Here is a 21,352-nt window from a genome sequence, read left to right on the forward strand (position 1 = left end):
TGGAATGTCCGCATTGCGGTGTTTCATGAAGTTCATCTAGGCTGATCAAACGGACCCGGCACTGCTTGAACCCCCGAGCAGGCAGTGCCGGGCTCCGCATCCCACGTCGTACGTCACGTCCCCTCAAGGGCCACACCGCACTGAGCAGCGAGTAGCGTGTTACCCATGGCTCCGATCCCCACTCCGCAGACCCCCTTCGGGCGGGTCCTCACCGCCATGGTCACGCCGTTCACCCCGGACGGCGCACTCGACGTCGACGGCGCCCAGCGCCTGGCGGCCCATCTGGTGGACGCAGGCAACGACGGCCTGATCGTCAGCGGCACCACCGGCGAGTCGCCCACCACCAGCGACGCGGAGAAAGACCGGCTCCTGCGGGCCGTACTGGAGGCCGTCGGGGACCGAGCCCTGATCGTCGCCGGAATCGGCACCAACGACACCCGCCACAGCATCGAACTCGCCCGCGCCGCCGAAAGCGCCGGCGCCCACGGTCTGCTCGCCGTCACGCCGTACTACAACAAGCCCCCGCAGGAGGGCCTGTTCCGGCACTTCTCGGCGATCGCCGACGCCACCGAACTGCCCGTGATGCTGTACGACATCCCCGGCCGCAGCGGTGTCCCCATCGACACCGAGACCATCGTCCGGCTCGCCGAGCACCCCCGGATCGTCGCCAACAAGGACGCCAAGGGCGACCTCGGCCGGGCGAGCTGGGCCATCGCCCGCTCCGGCCTCGCCTGGTACTCCGGCGACGACATGCTCAACCTCCCCCTGCTCTCGGTCGGCGCCGTCGGCTTCGTCTCCGTGGTGGGCCATGTGGTCACCCCGGAGCTGCGCGCCCTGCTCGACGCCCACCTCAGCGGCGACGTCCAGAAGGCCACCGAGATCCACCAGCGGCTGCTTCCGGTCTTCACCGGAATGTTCCGCACCCAGGGCGTGATCACCACCAAGGCCGCCCTCGCCCTCCAGGGCCTGCCCGCGGGCCCCCTGCGACTTCCCATGGTCGAGCTGACCCCCGACGAGACCGCACAGCTGAAGGCGGACCTCGCGGCCGGAGGCGTCCAGCTCTGACCCCGGACCTGGCAAGACCCGACAACTGCATAGGTACGACACAGCACGTGCAAGAAGCTCATGCCCGCCGGGCCCTCGCGAGAGGGTGGCCGGCGCGCATGGTGAGGAGAGTCTTTTGAGTCATCCGCATCCCGAACTCGGCCGTCCGCCGAAGCTCCCGAAGGGCGGCCTGCGGGTCACCCCGCTCGGCGGCCTCGGTGAAATCGGCCGGAACATGACGGTCTTCGAATTCGACGGCCGACTGCTCATCGTCGACTGCGGCGTCCTCTTCCCCGAGGAGGAGCAGCCCGGTGTCGACCTCATCCTGCCCGACTTCACCACCATCAGGGACCGCCTCGACGACGTCGAGGGGATCGTGCTCACGCACGGCCACGAGGACCACATCGGCGGTGTCCCCTATCTGCTGAGGCTGAAGCCGGACATCCCGCTGATCGGTTCCAAGCTCACCCTCGCCCTGATCGAGGCCAAGCTCCAGGAACACCGCATCCGGCCCTACACCCTCGAAGTCACCGAGGGACAGCGCGAGCGGATCGGCCCCTTCGACTGCGAGTTCATCGCGGTCAACCACTCCATCCCGGACGCGCTGGCCGTCGCGATCCGGACCCCCGCGGGCATGGTCGTCCACACCGGCGACTTCAAGATGGACCAGCTGCCGCTGGACCGCCGGCTCACGGATCTGCACGCCTTCGCCCGGCTCAGCGAGGAGGGCATCGACCTCCTCCTCTCGGACTCCACCAATGCCGAGGTCCCCGGCTTCGTCCCGCCCGAGCGCGATATCTCGAACGTGCTCCGCCAGGTCTTCGCCGGCGCCCAGAAGCGGATCATCGTCGCCAGCTTCGCCAGCCATGTGCACCGCATCCAGCAGATCCTGGACGCGGCGCACGAGTACGGCAGGCGGGTGGCCTTCGTCGGACGCTCGATGGTCCGCAATATGGGCATCGCCCGTGACCTCGGCTATCTGCGGGTCCCGCCGGGGCTGGTCGTCGACGTCAAGACCCTCGACGATCTGCCCGACCACGAGGTCGTCCTGGTCTGTACCGGCTCCCAGGGCGAGCCGATGGCCGCCCTGTCCCGGATGGCCAACCGCGATCACCAGATCCGGATCGTCCAGGGCGACACCGTGATCCTGGCGTCCTCCCTGATCCCGGGCAACGAGAACGCGGTCTACCGGGTGATCAACGGCCTCACCCGCTGGGGTGCGAACGTCATCCACAAGGGGAACGCCAAGGTCCATGTCTCGGGCCATGCCTCGGCCGGCGAGCTGCTGTACTTCTACAACATCTGCCGCCCGAAGAACCTGATGCCGGTCCACGGCGAATGGCGCCATCTGCGCGCCAACGCGGAACTGGGTGCACTCACCGGAGTCCCCAAGGACCACATCGTCATCGCCGAGGACGGCGTCGTCGTCGACCTCGTCGACGGCAGGGCCCGCATCGTGGGCAAGGTCCAGGCCGGTTATGTGTACGTGGACGGCCTCTCGGTCGGAGATGTCACGGAGGCCTCCCTCAAGGACCGCCGGATCCTCGGTGACGAGGGCTTCATCTCGGTCTTCGTCGTGGTGGACTCCACCACGGGCAAGGTCGTCGGCGGCCCCCATGTCCAGGCCCGGGGATCCGGTATCGACGACGCGGTCTTCACCGCGGTGGTCCCCAAGATCGAAGAGGCCATCGCCAAGTCGGCCGCGGACGGGGTCGCCGAACCCCACCAGCTCCAGCAGCTGGTCCGCAGGATCGTGGGCCGCTGGGTCTCCGACACCTACCGTCGCCGCCCGATGATCCTCCCGGTCGTCGTCGAGGTCTGACGCCGCCGCCGGTTCCCCGGCCCGACGTCGCACTTCATGGAGCGGGGCGCCTCGATTTGCATCGGGGCGCCCCGCTCCAGTACGTTGACGTCTCCGCCCGAACGAGAACCCCGAACGGCATGCGCCGTACGGAACAGGATCTCGGGGGGCCGGAAAATCCGACTCAGAATCTCTGATAAAGTCGGCACCGCCGAAAGGCAAAGTCGAAAGACAAAAGGCCGCTTCAACAGGCCGCTGGATTTGAAACTCCGGACCGGAAACGGAACGGGAAAAGGATCTGGTAAGGTTGGAAACGCAAGATCGAAGGGAAAAGCCCGGAGGGCCTGGTGAAAAGGGCCTGAAGGAAGCGTCCGTTCCTTGAGAACTCAACAGCGTGCCAAAAATCAACGCCAGATTAGTTGATACCCCGTTCCCGGGCCCTTGTGGCTGGGGGATGAGGTTCCTTTGAAGAAACACATACAGCGAGGACGCTGTGGACGGTCGGATTATTCCTCCGGCTGTCCCGCTCTCGTGATGTGTGGACCCGATTACGGGTAAACATTCACGGAGAGTTTGATCCTGGCTCAGGACGAACGCTGGCGGCGTGCTTAACACATGCAAGTCGAACGATGAAGCCGCTTCGGTGGTGGATTAGTGGCGAACGGGTGAGTAACACGTGGGCAATCTGCCCTGCACTCTGGGACAAGCCCTGGAAACGGGGTCTAATACCGGATAATACCTTCGGGGGCATCCTTGAAGGTTGAAAGCTCCGGCGGTGCAGGATGAGCCCGCGGCCTATCAGCTTGTTGGTGGGGTGATGGCCTACCAAGGCGACGACGGGTAGCCGGCCTGAGAGGGCGACCGGCCACACTGGGACTGAGACACGGCCCAGACTCCTACGGGAGGCAGCAGTGGGGAATATTGCACAATGGGCGAAAGCCTGATGCAGCGACGCCGCGTGAGGGATGACGGCCTTCGGGTTGTAAACCTCTTTCAGCAGGGAAGAAGCGAGAGTGACGGTACCTGCAGAAGAAGCGCCGGCTAACTACGTGCCAGCAGCCGCGGTAATACGTAGGGCGCAAGCGTTGTCCGGAATTATTGGGCGTAAAGAGCTCGTAGGCGGCTTGTCACGTCGGGTGTGAAAGCCCGGGGCTTAACCCCGGGTCTGCATTCGATACGGGCAGGCTAGAGTGTGGTAGGGGAGATCGGAATTCCTGGTGTAGCGGTGAAATGCGCAGATATCAGGAGGAACACCGGTGGCGAAGGCGGATCTCTGGGCCATTACTGACGCTGAGGAGCGAAAGCGTGGGGAGCGAACAGGATTAGATACCCTGGTAGTCCACGCCGTAAACGTTGGGAACTAGGTGTTGGCGACATTCCACGTCGTCGGTGCCGCAGCTAACGCATTAAGTTCCCCGCCTGGGGAGTACGGCCGCAAGGCTAAAACTCAAAGGAATTGACGGGGGCCCGCACAAGCAGCGGAGCATGTGGCTTAATTCGACGCAACGCGAAGAACCTTACCAAGGCTTGACATACACCGGAAAGCATTAGAGATAGTGCCCCCCTTGTGGTCGGTGTACAGGTGGTGCATGGCTGTCGTCAGCTCGTGTCGTGAGATGTTGGGTTAAGTCCCGCAACGAGCGCAACCCTTGTCCCGTGTTGCCAGCAAGCCCCCTTGTGGGGTGTTGGGGACTCACGGGAGACCGCCGGGGTCAACTCGGAGGAAGGTGGGGACGACGTCAAGTCATCATGCCCCTTATGTCTTGGGCTGCACACGTGCTACAATGGCCGGTACAAAGAGCTGCGATGCCGTGAGGCGGAGCGAATCTCAAAAAGCCGGTCTCAGTTCGGATTGGGGTCTGCAACTCGACCCCATGAAGTCGGAGTTGCTAGTAATCGCAGATCAGCATTGCTGCGGTGAATACGTTCCCGGGCCTTGTACACACCGCCCGTCACGTCACGAAAGTCGGTAACACCCGAAGCCGGTGGCCCAACCCCTTGTGGGAGGGAGCTGTCGAAGGTGGGACTGGCGATTGGGACGAAGTCGTAACAAGGTAGCCGTACCGGAAGGTGCGGCTGGATCACCTCCTTTCTAAGGAGCACTTCTTGCCGGTTTTTGCCGGTCAGGGGCCAGTACACCGGCGAGTGTCCGGTGCTGGTTGCTCATGGGTGGAACGTTGATTATTCGGCACACGGTCATGGTTGACAGAGTGAGTACTGCTTCGGCGTGGAAAGCTTCTGGAGACAATGGTCGGGTGTTGGGCGCGCTGTTGGGTGTCTGAGGGCACGGACGAGAGTCTGTTGGTCTTCGGTGCCGGCCCCGGTGTTCCTGCCACGTTGGTGGTGGGGTGACGGGTGGCTGGTCGTTGTTTGAGAACTGCACAGTGGACGCGAGCATCTGTGGCCAAGTTTTTAAGGGCGCACGGTGGATGCCTTGGCACCAGGAACCGATGAAGGACGTGGGAGGCCACGATAGTCCCCGGGGAGTCGTCAACCAGGCTTTGATCCGGGGGTTTCCGAATGGGGAAACCCGGCAGTCGTCATGGGCTGTCACCCGCTGCTGAACACATAGGCAGTGTGGAGGGAACGAGGGGAAGTGAAACATCTCAGTACCCTCAGGAAGAGAAAACAACCGTGATTCCGGGAGTAGTGGCGAGCGAAACCGGATGAGGCCAAACCGTATGCGTGTGATACCCGGCAGGGGTTGCGTATGCGGGGTTGTGGGATCTCTTTTCTGCGGTCTGCCGGCCGTGGGACGAGTCAGAAACCGTATGGATAGGCGAAGGGCATGCGAAAGGCCCGGCGTAGAGGGTAAGACCCCCGTAGCTGAAATTCATGCGGCTCGTTTAAGAGACACCCAAGTAGCACGGGGCCCGAGAAATCCCGTGTGAATCTGGCGGGACCACCCGTTAAGCCTAAATATTCCCTGGTGACCGATAGCGGATAGTACCGTGAGGGAATGGTGAAAAGTACCGCGGGAGCGGAGTGAAATAGTACCTGAAACCGTGTGCCTACAAGCCGTGGGAGCGTCGGGGGTCGGACTTGTCCGGCTCCTCGTGACTGCGTGCCTTTTGAAGAATGAGCCTGCGAGTTTGCGGTGTGTTGCGAGGTTAACCCGTGTGGGGAAGCCGTAGCGAAAGCGAGTCCGAATAGGGCGATTTAGTAGCGCGCTCAAGACCCGAAGCGGAGTGATCTAGCCATGGGCAGGTTGAAGCGGCTGTAAGAGGTCGTGGAGGACCGAACCCACCAGGGTTGAAAACCTGGGGGATGACCTGTGGTTAGGGGTGAAAGGCCAATCAAACTCCGTGATAGCTGGTTCTCCCCGAAATGCATTTAGGTGCAGCGTCGTGTGTTTCTTGCCGGAGGTAGAGCACTGGATAGGCGATGGGCCCTACCGGGTTACTGACCTTAGCCAAACTCCGAATGCCGGTAAGTGAGAGCGCGGCAGTGAGACTGTGGGGGATAAGCTCCATGGTCGAGAGGGAAACAGCCCAGAGCATCGACTAAGGCCCCTAAGCGTACGCTAAGTGGGAAAGGATGTGGAGTCGCAGAGACAACCAGGAGGTTGGCTTAGAAGCAGCCACCCTTGAAAGAGTGCGTAATAGCTCACTGGTCAAGTGATTCCGCGCCGACAATGTAGCGGGGCTCAAGCGTACCGCCGAAGTCGTGTCAATCCAGCAATAGGGCCAACGCCCGTTGGGTTGGGTAGGGGAGCGTCGTGTGCCGGGTGAAGCCGCCGCGTAAGCGAGTGGTGGATGGTACACGAGTGAGAATGCAGGCATGAGTAGCGATACACACGTGGGAAACGTGTGCGCCGATTGACTAAGGGTTCCTGGGTCAAGCTGATCTGCCCAGGGTAAGTCGGGACCTAAGGCGAGGCCGACAGGCGTAGTCGATGGACAACCGGTTGATATTCCGGTACCCGCTTTGAAGCGCCCAGTATCGAATCCTCTGATGCTAAGGCCGTGAAGCCGCCTTTGATCTCTTCGGAGTGATGGGGAGTGGTGGAGCCGCTGAACCGAGGTGGTAGTAGGTAAGTGATGGGGTGACGCAGGAAGGTAGTCCAGCCCGGGCGGTGGTTGTCCCGGGGTAAGGGTGTAGCCCGTGTGGTAGGTAAATCCGTCACACATTAAGGGTGAGACCTGATGCCGAGCCGATTGTGGTGAAGTGGATGATCCTATGCTGTCGAGAAAAGCCTCTAGCGAGTTTCAAGGCGGCCCGTACCCTAAACCGACTCAGGTGGTCAGGTAGAGAATACCGAGGCGTTCGGGTGAACTATGGTTAAGGAACTCGGCAAAATGCCCCCGTAACTTCGGGAGAAGGGGGGCCATTCCTGGTGATCGTCTTTACGATGTGAGCTGGGGGTGGCCGCAGAGACCAGCGAGAAGCGACTGTTTACTAAAAACACAGGTCCGTGCGAAGCCGTAAGGCGATGTATACGGACTGACGCCTGCCCGGTGCTGGAACGTTAAGGGGACCGGTTAGTGACCTTTCGGGGTTGCGAAGCTGAGAACTTAAGCGCCAGTAAACGGCGGTGGTAACTATAACCATCCTAAGGTAGCGAAATTCCTTGTCGGGTAAGTTCCGACCTGCACGAATGGCGTAACGACTTCTCGACTGTCTCAACCATAGGCCCGGTGAAATTGCACTACGAGTAAAGATGCTCGTTTCGCGCAGCAGGACGGAAAGACCCCGGGACCTTTACTACAGTTTGATATTGGTGTTCGGTTCGGCTTGTGTAGGATAGGTGGGAGACTTTGAAGCGGCCACGCCAGTGGTTGTGGAGTCGTTGTTGAAATACCACTCTGGTCGTGCTGGATGTCTAACCTGGGTCCGTGATCCGGATCAGGGACAGTGTCTGATGGGTAGTTTAACTGGGGCGGTTGCCTCCTAAAGAGTAACGGAGGCGCCCAAAGGTTCCCTCAGCCTGGTTGGTAATCAGGTGTTGAGTGTAAGTGCACAAGGGAGCTTGACTGTGAGACCGACGGGTCGAGCAGGGACGAAAGTCGGGACTAGTGATCCGGCGGTGGCTTGTGGAAGCGCCGTCGCTCAACGGATAAAAGGTACCCCGGGGATAACAGGCTGATCTTCCCCAAGAGTCCATATCGACGGGATGGTTTGGCACCTCGATGTCGGCTCGTCGCATCCTGGGGCTGGAGTCGGTCCCAAGGGTTGGGCTGTTCGCCCATTAAAGCGGTACGCGAGCTGGGTTTAGAACGTCGTGAGACAGTTCGGTCCCTATCCGCTGTGCGCGTAGGAGTCTTGAGAAGGGCTGTCCCTAGTACGAGAGGACCGGGACGGACGAACCTCTGGTGTGCCAGTTGTCCTGCCAAGGGCATGGCTGGTTGGCTACGTTCGGAAAGGATAACCGCTGAAAGCATCTAAGCGGGAAGCCTGCTTCGAGATGAGGACTCCCACCCCCTTTGAGGGGTTAAGGCTCCCAGTAGACGACTGGGTTGATAGGCCGGATCTGGAAGCCAGGTAACTGGTGGAGGTGACCGGTACTAATAGGCCGAGGGCTTGTCCATATTTGCTCGCGTCCACTGTGTTAGTTCTGAGGCAACGACCGTGTTGATTCCGGTTTGTTTGTTTCATAGTGTTTCGGTGGTTATTGCGTTAGGGAAACGCCCGGTTACATTCCGAACCCGGAAGCTAAGCCTTTCAGCGCCGATGGTACTGCAGGGGGGACCCTGTGGGAGAGTAGGACGCCGCCGAACAATTTTTGATGGGAAGGCCCCGCACACTGTGCGGGGCCTTTCTGTATTTCCAGGGCAGAAAGATTGACCGCGAGGAGCTGCCTGCGGGGCGTCGGCCGGCCGCGCGCGCCGGGACGGGCCCGCGCAGCCGAGCCCGGCAAGGGCCGGCGGAGAGACCCGGGGACAGGTTCGGTGATCTTCCTGCGCCGGATGGTTCGGAGCACCCCCAACTCAGGGTATGATTTACCTCGTTGCCGCAGCGCAGCAGGCCCCAATAGCTCAGTCGGTAGAGCGTCTCCATGGTAAGGAGAAGGTCTACGGTTCGATTCCGTATTGGGGCTCAGTACAAGGAAGGCCCCCGCCTGATGGCGGGGGCCTTCCTCGTTTCCGTGGTGCCGCTGCACCTCAGGGCTGCCGGGGCTCCGGGATACGGAGAGCCAGGATGGCCATATCGTCGGACGCGGGCTCGGCGGCGAAGCGTTCCACCGCGCGCATGACCCGGGAGGCCACCGCGCCGGCCGTCAGGCCCGTACAGCCCGTCAGAACGTCCGCAAGGCCGTCGTCGCCCAGCATGCGGCTGCCCTCGCGGCGTTCGGTGATGCCGTCGGTGACACAGAGCAGCACATCGCCGGGAGACAGGGTCACCGACTCCTCGTACAGCTCCAGATCCTCGATGACCCCCAGCAGCGGCTGCGGCTCGGCGGGGGAGTCCACCGTGCCGTCAGGGCGGAGCCGGAGCGGCAGGGGATGGCCCGCACAGACCACCTTCAGACGCGCGCTGCCGTCCTCCTGCGGCCACAGCTCGCCGTACAGCAGAGTGAGGAAGCGGCTGCGGGTGCCCTCGTCGAGGATGGCGGCATTCAGCCGCTCCAGGACCGCGGGGCCGCCGAAGCCCTCGCGTGCCAGCAGCCGCAGGGCGTGCCGGGCCAGACCGGTGACCGCGGCGGCCTCCGGGCCCGTACCGCAGACGTCACCGATGGCGAAGCCGTAGGCACCGTCCCGGATGGGGAAGACGTCGTAGAAGTCGCCGCCGACCTCGTTGCCCTCGCCCGCGGCCCGGTAGATGACCTCCACCTCGACCCCGGGGATCTGCGGCGACTCCGGCGGCAGCAGGCTGCGCTGCAGGGACTGGCTGATGGCGACCCGCTCCGAGTACAGACGGGCGTTGTCGAGGGCCAGAGCGGCCCGCCGGGACAGGTCCTCGGCCAGCTCCAGGATCTCCTGGCGGAAATGCTCGTCCGTCGGCTTGCCGAGAATGAGCATGCCGATCGCCCGGTTGCGGGCGAACAGCGGCAGGACGACGGTCTCGCCGCCGACCGCAGCCGCCGTCGCGAGGGTGCTCCCGATACCCGAGGAGACCGGAGAGGAAGAGCCCAGCCCCAGCTCGCGTTTCGAAGTCTCCAGCGCCGCCTGCTGGGCCGCCTTCGCCGGGGCGGTCCAGGCGCTGACGCCCGGTGTGGAGACCGGGCCGGGCGGGGCGATCTTGGAGAGCAGGGCCTTCAGCCCGTCGATGCGGTCCTCGTCCTCGTGCAGGACATAACTCAGATAGGGGGCGGACGCCTGGTCGGCGATCGTGTAGACGGCGCACCAGGTGGCCAGGGTCGGGACCGTCATCTGGGCCATCAGAGCCAGCGTCTGATCCTTGTCGAGCGTGCCCGCGAGCAGGTCGGAGGCCTCGACCAGGAAGGAAAGGGAACCGCGGCGCAGCCGTTCCAGCTCACCGAGGCGGGCCGATTCGACGGCGAGGGCGATCCGGTCGGCCGCGAACTGGAGCCGCAGGGCCTCCTCGTTGGTGTAGCGGCCGGCGGACTCCGCGGCGACACCGATGGACCCGGTGAGACGGCCCTCGACCTTGAGCGGGACGGTGACCACGGACCGCATACCGGTGGTGTTGAGCAGGGGGACCGCGCCGGGGACCGACGTGAGGTCGTCGTGGACCGCGGGCATCCGGGCGGAGCCGTACCGTCCGGTGCCGGCCTCGACGGGGACCCGGGCGAAACGCTGGCGGGCGGAGGGAAGACCGGTGGTGGCCCGGACCTCCAGCTCGGTCTCGTCGTCCGTGGCCAGCAGGAGGAAGGCGGCGTCGCCGTCGAGCATGTCGCGGGCGCGTTCGACGGTGCGCTGGAGCAGTCCGTCGAGGTCGTCGGGGGCGGGGGAGCCGATGAAGACCTCGAACGGATCCGCGGAGTGCGATTCGGTTCCGCTGTCGGCGACGGGGATCCGGGTCGGGGTCTGGAGGACGGCGCGCTCGTCGTCCCGTACCAGCAGACAGACCGTGGACGGTTCGCCGTGGGTATCGCGGACCCGCAGATGGGAGGCGTAGACGGGGATGACACGGCCCTCGGTGTCACGGATGCCGTAGCTGCCCTCCCAGCGGGAGAGCTGGAGGGCCTCGGCGATTCCGGTGCCGATGCCGGGGGTGTGCGGCCAGGCGGCGAAGTCGGCGAGCGGTTTGCCGATGACCTGGTCGGCGGCGTAACCGAAGAGATGCTCCGCGTCCTCGTTCCAGACGGAGATGGAGCCGGTGCGGTCGATCTGGGCCACGGCGACACGGACCCGTTCGTCGGCGACGGGGAGCAGGGCGGTCGGCAGGGCGGGGCCCGCGGAGCGCGTACCGACAGGGCGCTGGGGAAGGTCGAGCTGGAACCAGACCTGTTTGAACGTGGCGGTGTACTCGACGCCCCAGCGGGAGGCGAGGGCGGAGCACAGCTGGAGTCCGCGGCCGTTCTCGCTGTCGAGCGGGGCGAGGACATGGCTGCCCTGGAGGGGGATCTCGCGCTCGGGGTAGCGGTCGGCCACCTCGATCCGGACGTGCTCGTCGGTGCGCAGGCACAGGACATCGGCCGAGGTCCCCGCGTGGACAATGGCGTTGGTGACGAGTTCGCTGGTCAGGACCACCGCGTCGTCGATGATGTCGGAGTGGCCCCAGCCCTGGAGGGTGTCGCGGACAAAGGCACGGGCGGTCGCCACGGACCTGCCGACGGGGTCGAAGGAAGCGGCTGCCCGAGCGGTGATCACTGAACTCCTCGTACGCGTCTCGACACCCGGCTCTGCCATGATCGGCCCGTCCCTCCCGGTGCCCGGTCCTTGTGCTTGCGCCCGAGTCGCCCCGGCCGGGCGGACCGGGGCGGTTGGACAGCCGGATGCCAGGTTACTTACCTTCGCAGTCCGAGCGGGTGCCGGTCGCCGTTGTTTCCGCCCTGTGGGGGCGGGGACGTTGTGCGAAGCTGCCGAACTGTTATGGCCTGGTTCGGCACGGGTGAAACACTGGACACTCACCCGATACGAGCTCGGATAGTACGGTCAACCCCTGCGGGAGGGACACGGTGGAGTCTGGCGTGGCGGCGCGGGCGAAAAACACGCGCGCAAAAGGCGGACGGTCCCGGAGCAATGGGACGACCGAGGTGGATTCGGTCGCCCTGAACCGGCTGCTGGCCGCGCTCACGTCGATGCGGGACGGGAACTTCCGCAAGCGGCTGACCGTGTCGGGCGACGATGTGATGGCCGAGATCGCGGCCGTCTACAACGAGGTCGCGGACCGGAATCTGCACCTCACGGGTGAGCTGGCGCGCGTCCGCAGGGTCGTCGGACGGGAGGGCAAGCTCACCGAGCGGCTGGAGACCGGGGCCTGTGAAGGGTCCTGGGCGGCCGCGATCGACGCGTCGAACGCGCTGGTGGACGAGTTGGCGCGGCCGGTGTCCGAGGTGGGCCGGGTCCTGTCGGCGGTGGCCGACGGCGATCTCGAACAGCGGATGGAGCTGCGGTCCCAGGGCACGGACGGGGTGGTACGGCCGCTGCGCGGGGAGTTCCTCAAGGTGGCGCGGACGGTCAACAGCCTGGTGGACCAGCTGTCCGCGTTCACGGACGAGGTGACGCGGGTCGCACTCGAAGTGGGTACGGAGGGCAAGCTCGGCGGCCAGGCCCAGGCCCGCGGAATGTCGGGATCCTGGAAGGACCTGACGGACTCGGTCAACACGATGGCGCAGCGGCTGACCGCGCAGGTGCGTGACATCGCGCTGGTCACCACGGCGGTCGCCAAGGGCGATCTGTCGCAGAAGGTCACGGTGCACGTGGCCGGGGAGATGCTGGAGCTGAAGAACACCGTCAACACGATGGTGGACCAGCTGCAGTCGCTGGGGTCGGAGGTCACCCGGGTCTCCCGCGAGGTGGGCACCGAGGGGCTGCTGGGCGGTCAGGCCGAGGTGCCCGGGGTGGCGGGCGTCTGGAAGGACCTGACGGACTCCGTCAACACGATGGCGGGGAACCTGACGTCGCAGGTGCGGGCGATCGCCGAGGTGACGACGGCCGTCGCGAGCGGTGATCTGTCGCAGAAGGTGACGGTGAACGCGCGCGGTGAGATCGCCCAGCTCGCCGAGACCGTGAACCAGATGACGGAGACGCTGCGGACCTTCGCGGACGAGGTGACGCGGGTCGCCAGCGAGGTCGGCGGGGAGGGCATGCTCGGCGGTCAGGCGCAGGTGCCCGGGGCGGCGGGGACCTGGAAGGACCTCACCGACTCGGTGAACACGGTCTTCCGCAACCTCACCACGCAGGTGCGGGACATCGCGCAGGTGACGACTGCGGTCGCGAACGGTGATCTGTCGCAGAAGGTCACGGTCAACGTGGCCGGGGAGATGCTGGAGCTGAAGAACACCGTCAACACGATGGTGGACCAGCTGCAGTCCTTCGGCTCCGAGGTGACCCGGGTGGCCCGGGAGGTCGGCATCGAGGGCCGGCTGGGCGGTCAGGCGCGGGTGCCGGGGGCGGCGGGGACGTGGAAGGACCTCACCGACTCGGTGAACACCGCGTTCCGCAATCTGACCGGCCAGGTGCGGGACATCGCGCAGGTGACGACTGCGGTCGCGAACGGTGATCTGTCGCAGAAGGTCACCGTCGACGTGGCGGGGGAGATGCTGGAGCTGAAGAACACCGTCAACACGATGGTGGCGCAGCTCTCCTCCTTCGCGGACCAGGTCACCCGGATGGCGCGGGACGTGGGCACCGAGGGCCGGCTGGGCGGTCAGGCACGGGTCGACGGCGTCAGCGGCACCTGGAAGGAGCTGACGGACTCCGTCAACTTCATGGCCGGGAACCTGACCTGGCAGGTGCGGCAGATCGCGCAGGTGACGACGGCGGTCGCGCGGGGCGATCTGTCGCAGAAGATCGACGTGGACGCCCGGGGCGAGATCCTGGAGCTGAAGAACACCATCAACACGATGGTCGACCAGCTGTCGGCCTTCGCCGACCAGGTGACGCGGGTCGCCCGCGAAGTGGGTACGGAGGGCCGGCTCGGCGGCCAGGCCCAGGTGCCGGGCGTGGCCGGGGTCTGGCGCGATCTGACGGACTCCGTGAACGGCATGGCGGGCAATCTGACCGACCAGGTCCGCAATATCGCCCAGGTCGCCACAGCGGTCGCGCGCGGTGATCTGTCGCAGAAGATCGAAGTCGACGCGCGGGGCGAGATCCTGGAGCTGAAGAACACCATCAACACGATGGTCGACCAGCTGTCCGATTTCGCCGAGCAGGTCACCATGGTGGCCCGTGAGGTCGGTACGGAGGGCATGCTCGGCGGCCAGGCCGAGGTGCAGGGCGTCTCCGGCACCTGGAAGGACCTCACCCAGTCCGTCAACTCGATGGCGAACAATCTGACGTCCCAGGTGCGGAGCATCGCGGAGGTCACCACGGCGGTCGCCAAGGGCGATCTGTCGAAGAAGATCACCGTGGATGCCAAGGGCGAGATCCTCGAACTGGTGACGACCGTCAACACGATGGTGGACCAGCTGTCGGACTTCGCGGACGAGGTGACCCGGGTCGCCCGCGAGGTCGGCACGGAGGGCGTCCTCGGCGGACAGGCCAGGGTGCGGGGCGTCACCGGCATCTGGAAGGACCTCAGCGACAACGTCAATCTGATGGCGAACAACCTGACCAACCAGGTGCGGAACATCGCCCGGGTGTCGGCGGCGGTCGCCAACGGGGATCTGACGAAGAAGGTGACGGTCGAGGCGCGCGGGGAGTTCGCGGAGCTGGCGGAGACCGTCAACACGATGGTGACGACCCTGTCGTCGTTCGCGGACGAGGTGACCCGGGTGGCCCGCGAGGTGGGCACCGAGGGCGAGCTGGGCGGTCAGGCGCAGGTCCCGGGGGTGTCGGGGACCTGGAAGGACCTGACCGAGTCGGTGAACTCGATGGCCTCCAATCTGACCTGGCAGGTGCGGCAGATCGCCACGGTCACCACGGCCATCGCCAAGGGCGATCTGACCCGCAAGATCGACATCGACGCCCGGGGGGAGATCCTCGAACTGAAGACGACCATCAACACGATGGTCGACCAGCTGTCGGCGTTCGCGGGCGAGGTCACCCGGGTGGCCCGTGAGGTGGGCACGGACGGTCAGCTCGGCGGTCAGGCCCGGGTCCGGGACGTGGACGGCACCTGGCGGGATCTGACGGAGTCGGTGAACGAGATGGCCGGGAACCTGACCCGGCAGGTGCGGGCGATCGCGGCGGTGGCGACCGCCGTGACGCGCGGGGATCTGAACCTGAAGGTCGACGTGGACGCGGCCGGGGAGATCCAGGTCCTCCAGGACAACATCAACACGATGATCGCCAATCTGCGGGACACCACCCTCGCCAACGAGGAACAGGACTGGCTGAAGGGCAACCTGGCCCGGATCTCGGGTCTGATGCAGGGCCGGCGCGATCTGGACGACGTCGCGTCGCTGATCATGAGCGAGCTGACGCCGGTGGTGTCGGCGCAGCACGGAGCGTTCTTCCTGGCGATGCCCACGGGCGGCAGTTCGGACGTGTCGGGCGAGGAGGAGACCTCGTACGAACTCCAGATGCGGGCGAGCTACGGCTATTCGGCGGGGCTGATGCCGACCTCGTTCCGGCCGGGCGAGACGCTGATCGGCACGGCCGCCGAGGAGAAGCGGACGATCCAGGTCAATGTGCCGCCGGGCTATCTGAAGATCTCCTCGGGGCTCGGGGAGGCCTCGCCCGCCTATGTGATCGTGCTGCCGGTGCTCTTCGAGGGCAAGGTCCTCGGGGTGATCGAACTGGCCTCGTTCCAGCCGTTCACCCATATCCAGCGGGACTTCCTCAACCAGATCGCCGAGATGATCGCCACGAGCGTCAACACGATCAGCGTGAATACCAAGACGGAAGTCCTGCTCAAGCAGTCCCAGGAGCTGACCGAGCAGCTGCGGGAGCGGTCTGCGGAGCTGGAGAACCGGCAGAAGGCGCTCCAGGCGTCCAATGCCGAACTGGAGGAGAAGGCCGAGCTGCTGGCGCAGCAGAACCGCGATATCGAGGTGAAGAACACCGAGATCGAGGAGGCCCGGCAGGTGCTGGAGGAGCGGGCCGAGCAGCTCGCGGTCTCGATGCGCTACAAGTCGGAGTTCCTCGCGAACATGTCGCACGAGCTGCGCACCCCGCTGAACTCCCTGCTGATCCTGGCGAAGCTGCTGGCGGACAACGCGGAGGGCAATCTCTCGCCGAAGCAGGTGGAGTTCGCCGAGACGATCCACGGCGCGGGCTCCGATCTGCTCCAGCTGATCAACGACATCCTCGACCTGTCGAAGGTCGAGGCGGGGAAGATGGACGTCAGTCCGACCCGGATCGCGCTGGTGCAGCTGGTGGACTATGTGGAAGCCACGTTCCGGCCGCTGACCGCGGAGAAGGGGCTCGACTTCTCGGTCCGGGTCTCGCCGGAGCTGCCCGCGACGCTCCACACCGACGAGCAGCGGCTGCTGCAGGTGCTGCGCAATCTCCTGTCGAACGCGGTGAAGTTCACCGATTCGGGGGCGGTGGAGCTCGTGATCCGGCCCGCGGGGACCGATGTGCCGGCGTCGATCCGGGAGCAGTTGCTGGAGGGCGGTTCGCTGCGGGACCCGGACGCGGAGCTGATCGCGTTCTCCGTCACCGATACGGGCATCGGCATCGCCGCCGGGAAGATGCGGGTCATCTTCGAGGCGTTCAAGCAGGCCGACGGGACGACGAGCCGGAAGTACGGCGGTACGGGGCTCGGGCTGTCGATCAGCCGGGAGATCGCGCGGCTGCTGGGCGGGGAGATCCACGCGGCGAGCGAGCCGGGCCGCGGTTCGACGTTCACGCTCTATCTGCCGCTGCACCCGGTGGCGACGGCTGCCCAGTCCGGGGGTGCGGGAGACGGTACGGCGCTGGAGGCCGGTGCGCCGCAGGAGCGGCCGGAGCGGATGATTCCGGGCGACCCGGGGCCCGCGGCGCTGTTCCGGCGGCGCCGGAAGGCGCTGGGCGGTCTGCCGCAGAACCCGGCACTGCCCGCCGCGCCCGCCGGCGGGGCCGGAGACGGGGCTCAGGGGCCCGTCGCGCCGGGTGAGGTGGTGCAGGCCGTCGGGGAGCAGCTTCCGGCGTACGCGGATGCCGACGCGTCGGCGGAGCCGCGCCGGGTCTTCGCCTTCGACAACGAGAAGGTGCTGATCGTCGACGACGACATCCGCAATGTCTTCGCGCTGACCAGTGTGCTGGAGCAGCACGGTCTCTCGGTGCTCTACGCGGAGAACGGCCGGGAGGGCATCGAGGTGCTGGAGCAGCACGACGATGTGACGGTCGTGTTGATGGACATCATGATGCCGGAGATGGACGGCTATGCGACGACGACGGCGATCCGGCGGATGCCGCAGTTCGCGGGGCTGCCGATCATCGCGCTGACGGCGAAGGCGATGAAGGGCGACCGGGAGAAGGCGATCGAGTCGGGAGCTTCCGACTATGTGACCAAGCCGGTTGATCCCGATCATCTGCTGTCGGTGATGGAGCAGTGGATGAGGCAGGGGTGACCGGTGAATCGTGCGCGGGGAGTGAGCGGCAACCGTTACGGAGTTGGCCGACCGACCGGTAAACCCGATCATTTATCTGTCAGTTACTGACTGAGTCTGCCTGAAGGTGTGTGGGACAGTGGTTTTCGGGGAACCTTCTGGTCTCCCGGGACGTTTCTGCTCTGTGCGCAGTGACATCCCGGTGACAGGGTGTGGCGGTGGGCGGGGTGCGGCTACCATGACCGGCACAAGGGCGGGCGGCGCAAGGGAGCCGTTCCCTGGGGCGGCGCCCGGTGCGTTCCCCGCGCTCACGAGGCCGGGGAGACGCCCATCCGGGGCGAGGAGGACGGGGCATGGTGCAGAAGGCCAAGATCCTCCTGGTCGATGACCGGCCGGAGAATCTGCTGGCGCTGGAGGCCATTCTCTCCGCGCTCGATCAGACACTGGTCCGGGCATCGTCCGGGGAGGAAGCGCTCAAGGCGCTGTTGACGGACGATTTCGCAGTCATCCTGCTGGATGTCCAGATGCCCGGCATGGACGGATTCGAGACGGCCGCGCACATCAAGCGGCGGGAGCGGACCCGCGATATTCCGATCATCTTCCTGACCGCTATCAACCATGGTCCGCACCACACGTTCCGCGGCTATGCGGCGGGCGCAGTCGACTACATCTCCAAGCCGTTCGACCCCTGGGTGCTGCGGGCCAAGGTCTCCGTCTTCGTCGACCTGTACATGAAGAACTGCCAACTGCGCGAGCAGGCCGCACTGCTGCGGCTCCAGCTCGAAAGCGGCGGCCGGGCCGTGCCCGACTCGCCGGGCAAGGAGGCGGTGGGGCTGCTCGCGGAGCTGTCCGCCCGGCTCGCCGCCGTCGAGGAGCAGGCGGAGGCGCTCTCCAAGCAGCTCGACGACGAGTCCGCCGATGCCGCGGCCGTCGCCACCGCCGCCCATCTGGAGCGCAAACTGACCGGGCTGCGCCGGGCGCTGGACGCGCTGGAGCCGGGAGCGGGCACCACGTCGGCGGTGCCCTCGCAGAACTGAGCAGGCCGGATCGGCGGGCCCGGAGCCCGCCGCTGATCCGGCGTCACCTTTGTGCCTCCCGGCGGACGACACGTTGGGGTGAAGCGCCGGGCACACGTGTCGACCGCCGCTCGCACCGGTAACCTCACCCCCATGGCCTCACGTACGTCCGGCAAGGGTTCCCAGGACACAGCGGGCACCGCGAAGCCGCGCCCCGGCCGTACGAGCGGTGCGCCCGCGGCCAAGAAGGCGGCGCCCGCGAAGAAGGCCGCGGCGGCCAGGAAGGCACCCGTCAAGAAGGCACCGGCCAAGAAGCCCGCGGCACGGAAACCGGCGCCCAAGAAGGCGCCTTCGCCGACCGGGGGCGTGTACCGGCTGGCGCGCGCCCTCTGGATGGGGTCCGCCCGCGGCGTCGGAGCGGTGTTCCGCGGTATAGGGCGCGGGGCCAAGGGGCTCGACCCGGCCCACCGCAAGGACGGGCTGGCCCTGCTGCTGCTCGGGATCGCGCTGATCGTCGCCGCCGGCACCTGGTCGCATCTCAGCGGCCCGGTCGGTGACCTCGTCGAGATGCTGGTCACCGGCACCTTCGGCCGGCTCGACCTGATCGTGCCGATACTGCTCGGGGTGATCGCCGTACGGCTGATCCTCTATCCGCAGAAGCCCGATGCCAACGGACGGGTCGTGATCGGGCTCTCCGCGCTCGTCGTGGGCGTCCTCGGGCAGGTCCACATCGCCTGCGGATCGCCCGGCCGGGACGAGGGCAGCGGCGCCCTCCAGGACGCGGGCGGTCTCGTCGGCTGGGCCGCGTCCAAACCGCTGATCTTCATGATGGGCGAGGTCCTCGCCGTACCCATGCTGGTGCTGCTGACCGTCTTCGGACTGCTGGTCACCACCGCGACGCCGGTCAACGCCATTCCCCAGCGGCTGAGGCTGCTCGGGGTCAGGCTGGGGCTGGTCCGGCCCGTACCGGAGCCCGGCGCCTTCGGCGAGGCGGAGGACGACGACCGGCGCTACGACGAGCAGTGGCGTGATTCCGTATCCGGCTCCGGCGGACGGCCGCGGCGGACGTCCGCCCGGCGCGGCAGCGAGACGGCGTACGACCCCGACGGGGCCGAACCGTCGGAGCCGGCGCAGCGGCGCACCCCCCGCCGGGGCTCGGTACAGCCCGCCCTGCACCGGCCCATGGATGCCGTCGACGTGGCGGCAGCCGCGGCCGCGGCGCTCGACGGAGCCGTGTACAATGGCCTTCCCCCGTCGCCGCTGGTCGCCGATCTGACCAAGGACGTCACCGCCGATCTGCGGCGCGCCGGGACACCGGTGCCGCCCGCACGGGACGCGGACCGGCCGGAGGACCCCGCGCCCGCGAAGCCGCGGTCCGCAGCCAAGGCCGCGGGATCCCCCGTACCCGATCTGACGAAACCGGCGCCCGAGCCCTCCCCGCTGCCCGCACGGGCCGAGCAGCTCCAGCTGGCCGGGGACATCACGTACTCCCTGCCCTCCCTCGAACTGCTGGAGCGCGGCGGCCCCGGCAAGACGCGCAGCGCCGCCAACGACACCGTCGTGGCCTCGCTGACCAACGTCTTCCGGGAGTTCAAGGTCGACGCCGCCGTCACCGGGTTCACCCGCGGACCGACGGTCACCCGGTACGAGGTGGAGCTGGGCCCGGCGGTGAAGGTCGAGCGGATCACGGCGCTGACCAAGAACATCGCCTATGCCGTCGCCAGCCCGGACGTCCGCATCATCTCGCCGATCCCCGGCAAGTCCGCGGTCGGCATCGAGATCCCCAACACCGACCGGGAGATGGTCAACGTCGGGGACGTCCTGCGGCTCGCGGACGCCGCGGAGGACGACCATCCGATGCTGGTCGCGCTCGGCAAGGACGTCGAGGGCGGCTATGTGATGGCCAACCTCGCCAAGATGCCGCACATCCTGGTGGCGGGCGCGACCGGCTCCGGCAAGTCGTCCTGCATCAACTGCCTGATCACCTCGGTGATGATAAGGGCGACCCCCGACGACGTCCGGATGGTGCTGGTCGACCCCAAGCGGGTCGAACTGACGGCGTACGAGGGCATCCCGCATCTGATCACCCCCATCATCACCAACCCCAAGCGGGCCGCCGAGGCACTCCAGTGGGTCGTCCGTGAGATGGACCTGCGCTACGACGACCTCGCGGCCTTCGGATTCCGGCATATCGACGACTTCAACGAGGCGATCCGGGCCGGGAAGGTGAAGCTGCCCGAAGGCAGCGAGCGGGAGCTGTCGCCGTATCCGTATCTGCTGGTCATCGTGGACGAGCTGGCGGATCTGATGATGGTCGCGCCCCGCGATGTGGAGGACGCGATCGTCCGGATCACCCAGCTCGCGCGCGCGGCCGGGATCCATCTGGTGCTCGCCACCCAGCGGCCGTCCGTCGACGTCGTCACCGGGCTCATCAAGGCGAACGTACCCTCGCGGCTGGCGTTCGCCACCTCGTCACTGGCCGACAGCCGGGTCATCCTCGACCAGCCGGGCGCGGAGAAGCTGATCGGCAAGGGCGACGGGCTGTTCCTGCCGATGGGCGCCAACAAGCCCGTCCGGATGCAGGGCGCCTTCGTCACCGAGGACGAGGTCGCCGCGGTCGTCCGGCACTGCAAGGAACAGATGGCGCCGGTCTTCCGGGACGACGTCACCGTCGGCGGCAAGCAGAAGAAGGAGATCGACGAGGACATCGGCGACGATCTCGACCTGCTGTGCCAGGCGGCGGAGCTGGTGGTCTCCACCCAGTTCGGGTCGACGTCCATGCTCCAGCGGAAACTGCGGGTCGGCTTCGCGAAGGCCGGACGGCTGATGGACCTGATGGAGTCGCGGAACATCGTCGGCCCCAGCGAAGGCTCCAAGGCCCGCGACGTCCTGATCAAGCCGGACGAACTGGACGAGGTGCTGGCGGTGATCCGCGGGGAGTCCGCGCCGTGACCCGGCGGGCCGTGACCGGGCACCGGGCGGTACGGCTCGCGGCGCTCAGGCCCG

At 66.3% G+C, this 21,352-nt stretch carries 6 protein-coding genes, 1 tRNA gene and 3 rRNA genes; 9 read left to right on the forward strand and 1 reads right to left on the reverse strand.

Annotation, left to right across the window (positions count from 1 at the left end):
- Positions 1-165: 165 nt before the first annotated feature.
- From dapA to B7R87_RS25305, 6 genes are all read left to right on the forward strand, one after another.
- Complete coding sequence (gene dapA, locus B7R87_RS25280) at positions 166-1,065, forward strand: 4-hydroxy-tetrahydrodipicolinate synthase (RefSeq protein WP_006346206.1); 900 nt, start codon at positions 166-168, stop codon at positions 1,063-1,065.
- A 115-nt stretch (positions 1,066-1,180) separates the two neighbouring features.
- Positions 1,181-2,866 (forward strand): ribonuclease J, encoded by a 1,686-nt coding sequence (locus B7R87_RS25285; protein WP_006346205.1) that lies wholly within the window; start codon positions 1,181-1,183, stop codon positions 2,864-2,866.
- 540 nt (positions 2,867-3,406) lie between these two features.
- A 16S ribosomal RNA gene (locus B7R87_RS25290) occupies positions 3,407-4,937 on the forward strand.
- Between the two features lie 310 nt (positions 4,938-5,247).
- Positions 5,248-8,373 (forward strand): 23S ribosomal RNA (locus B7R87_RS25295).
- A 72-nt stretch (positions 8,374-8,445) separates the two neighbouring features.
- Positions 8,446-8,562, forward strand: a 5S ribosomal RNA gene (rrf, locus tag B7R87_RS25300).
- The 16S, 23S and 5S rRNA genes sit together here with 1 tRNA gene alongside, the layout of an rRNA operon.
- A 247-nt stretch (positions 8,563-8,809) precedes the next feature.
- Positions 8,810-8,882, forward strand: a tRNA-Thr gene (locus B7R87_RS25305).
- A gap of 64 nt (positions 8,883-8,946) precedes the next feature.
- Here B7R87_RS25305 and B7R87_RS25310 read toward each other — a convergent pair.
- Positions 8,947-11,598 (reverse strand): SpoIIE family protein phosphatase, encoded by a 2,652-nt coding sequence (locus tag B7R87_RS25310; RefSeq protein WP_040913916.1) that lies wholly within the window; start codon positions 11,596-11,598, stop codon positions 8,947-8,949.
- A gap of 269 nt (positions 11,599-11,867) precedes the next feature.
- Between B7R87_RS25310 and B7R87_RS25315 the strand changes: the two genes are divergently transcribed.
- From B7R87_RS25315 to B7R87_RS25325, 3 genes are all read left to right on the forward strand, one after another.
- Positions 11,868-17,351 (forward strand): HAMP domain-containing protein, encoded by a 5,484-nt coding sequence (locus B7R87_RS25315; RefSeq protein ID WP_187144529.1) that lies wholly within the window; start codon positions 11,868-11,870, stop codon positions 17,349-17,351.
- A gap of 332 nt (positions 17,352-17,683) precedes the next feature.
- Complete coding sequence (locus B7R87_RS25320; RefSeq protein WP_006346202.1) at positions 17,684-18,367, forward strand: response regulator; 684 nt, start codon at positions 17,684-17,686, stop codon at positions 18,365-18,367.
- 132 nt (positions 18,368-18,499) lie between these two features.
- Positions 18,500-21,298, forward strand: coding sequence for a DNA translocase FtsK (locus tag B7R87_RS25325; protein WP_045852839.1), 2,799 nt, complete (start codon positions 18,500-18,502; stop codon positions 21,296-21,298).
- The last annotated feature ends 54 nt before the right edge of the window (positions 21,299-21,352 follow it).

This window comes from Streptomyces tsukubensis (genome assembly GCF_003932715.1).
GTDB lineage: Bacteria > Actinomycetota > Actinomycetes > Streptomycetales > Streptomycetaceae > Streptomyces > Streptomyces tsukubensis.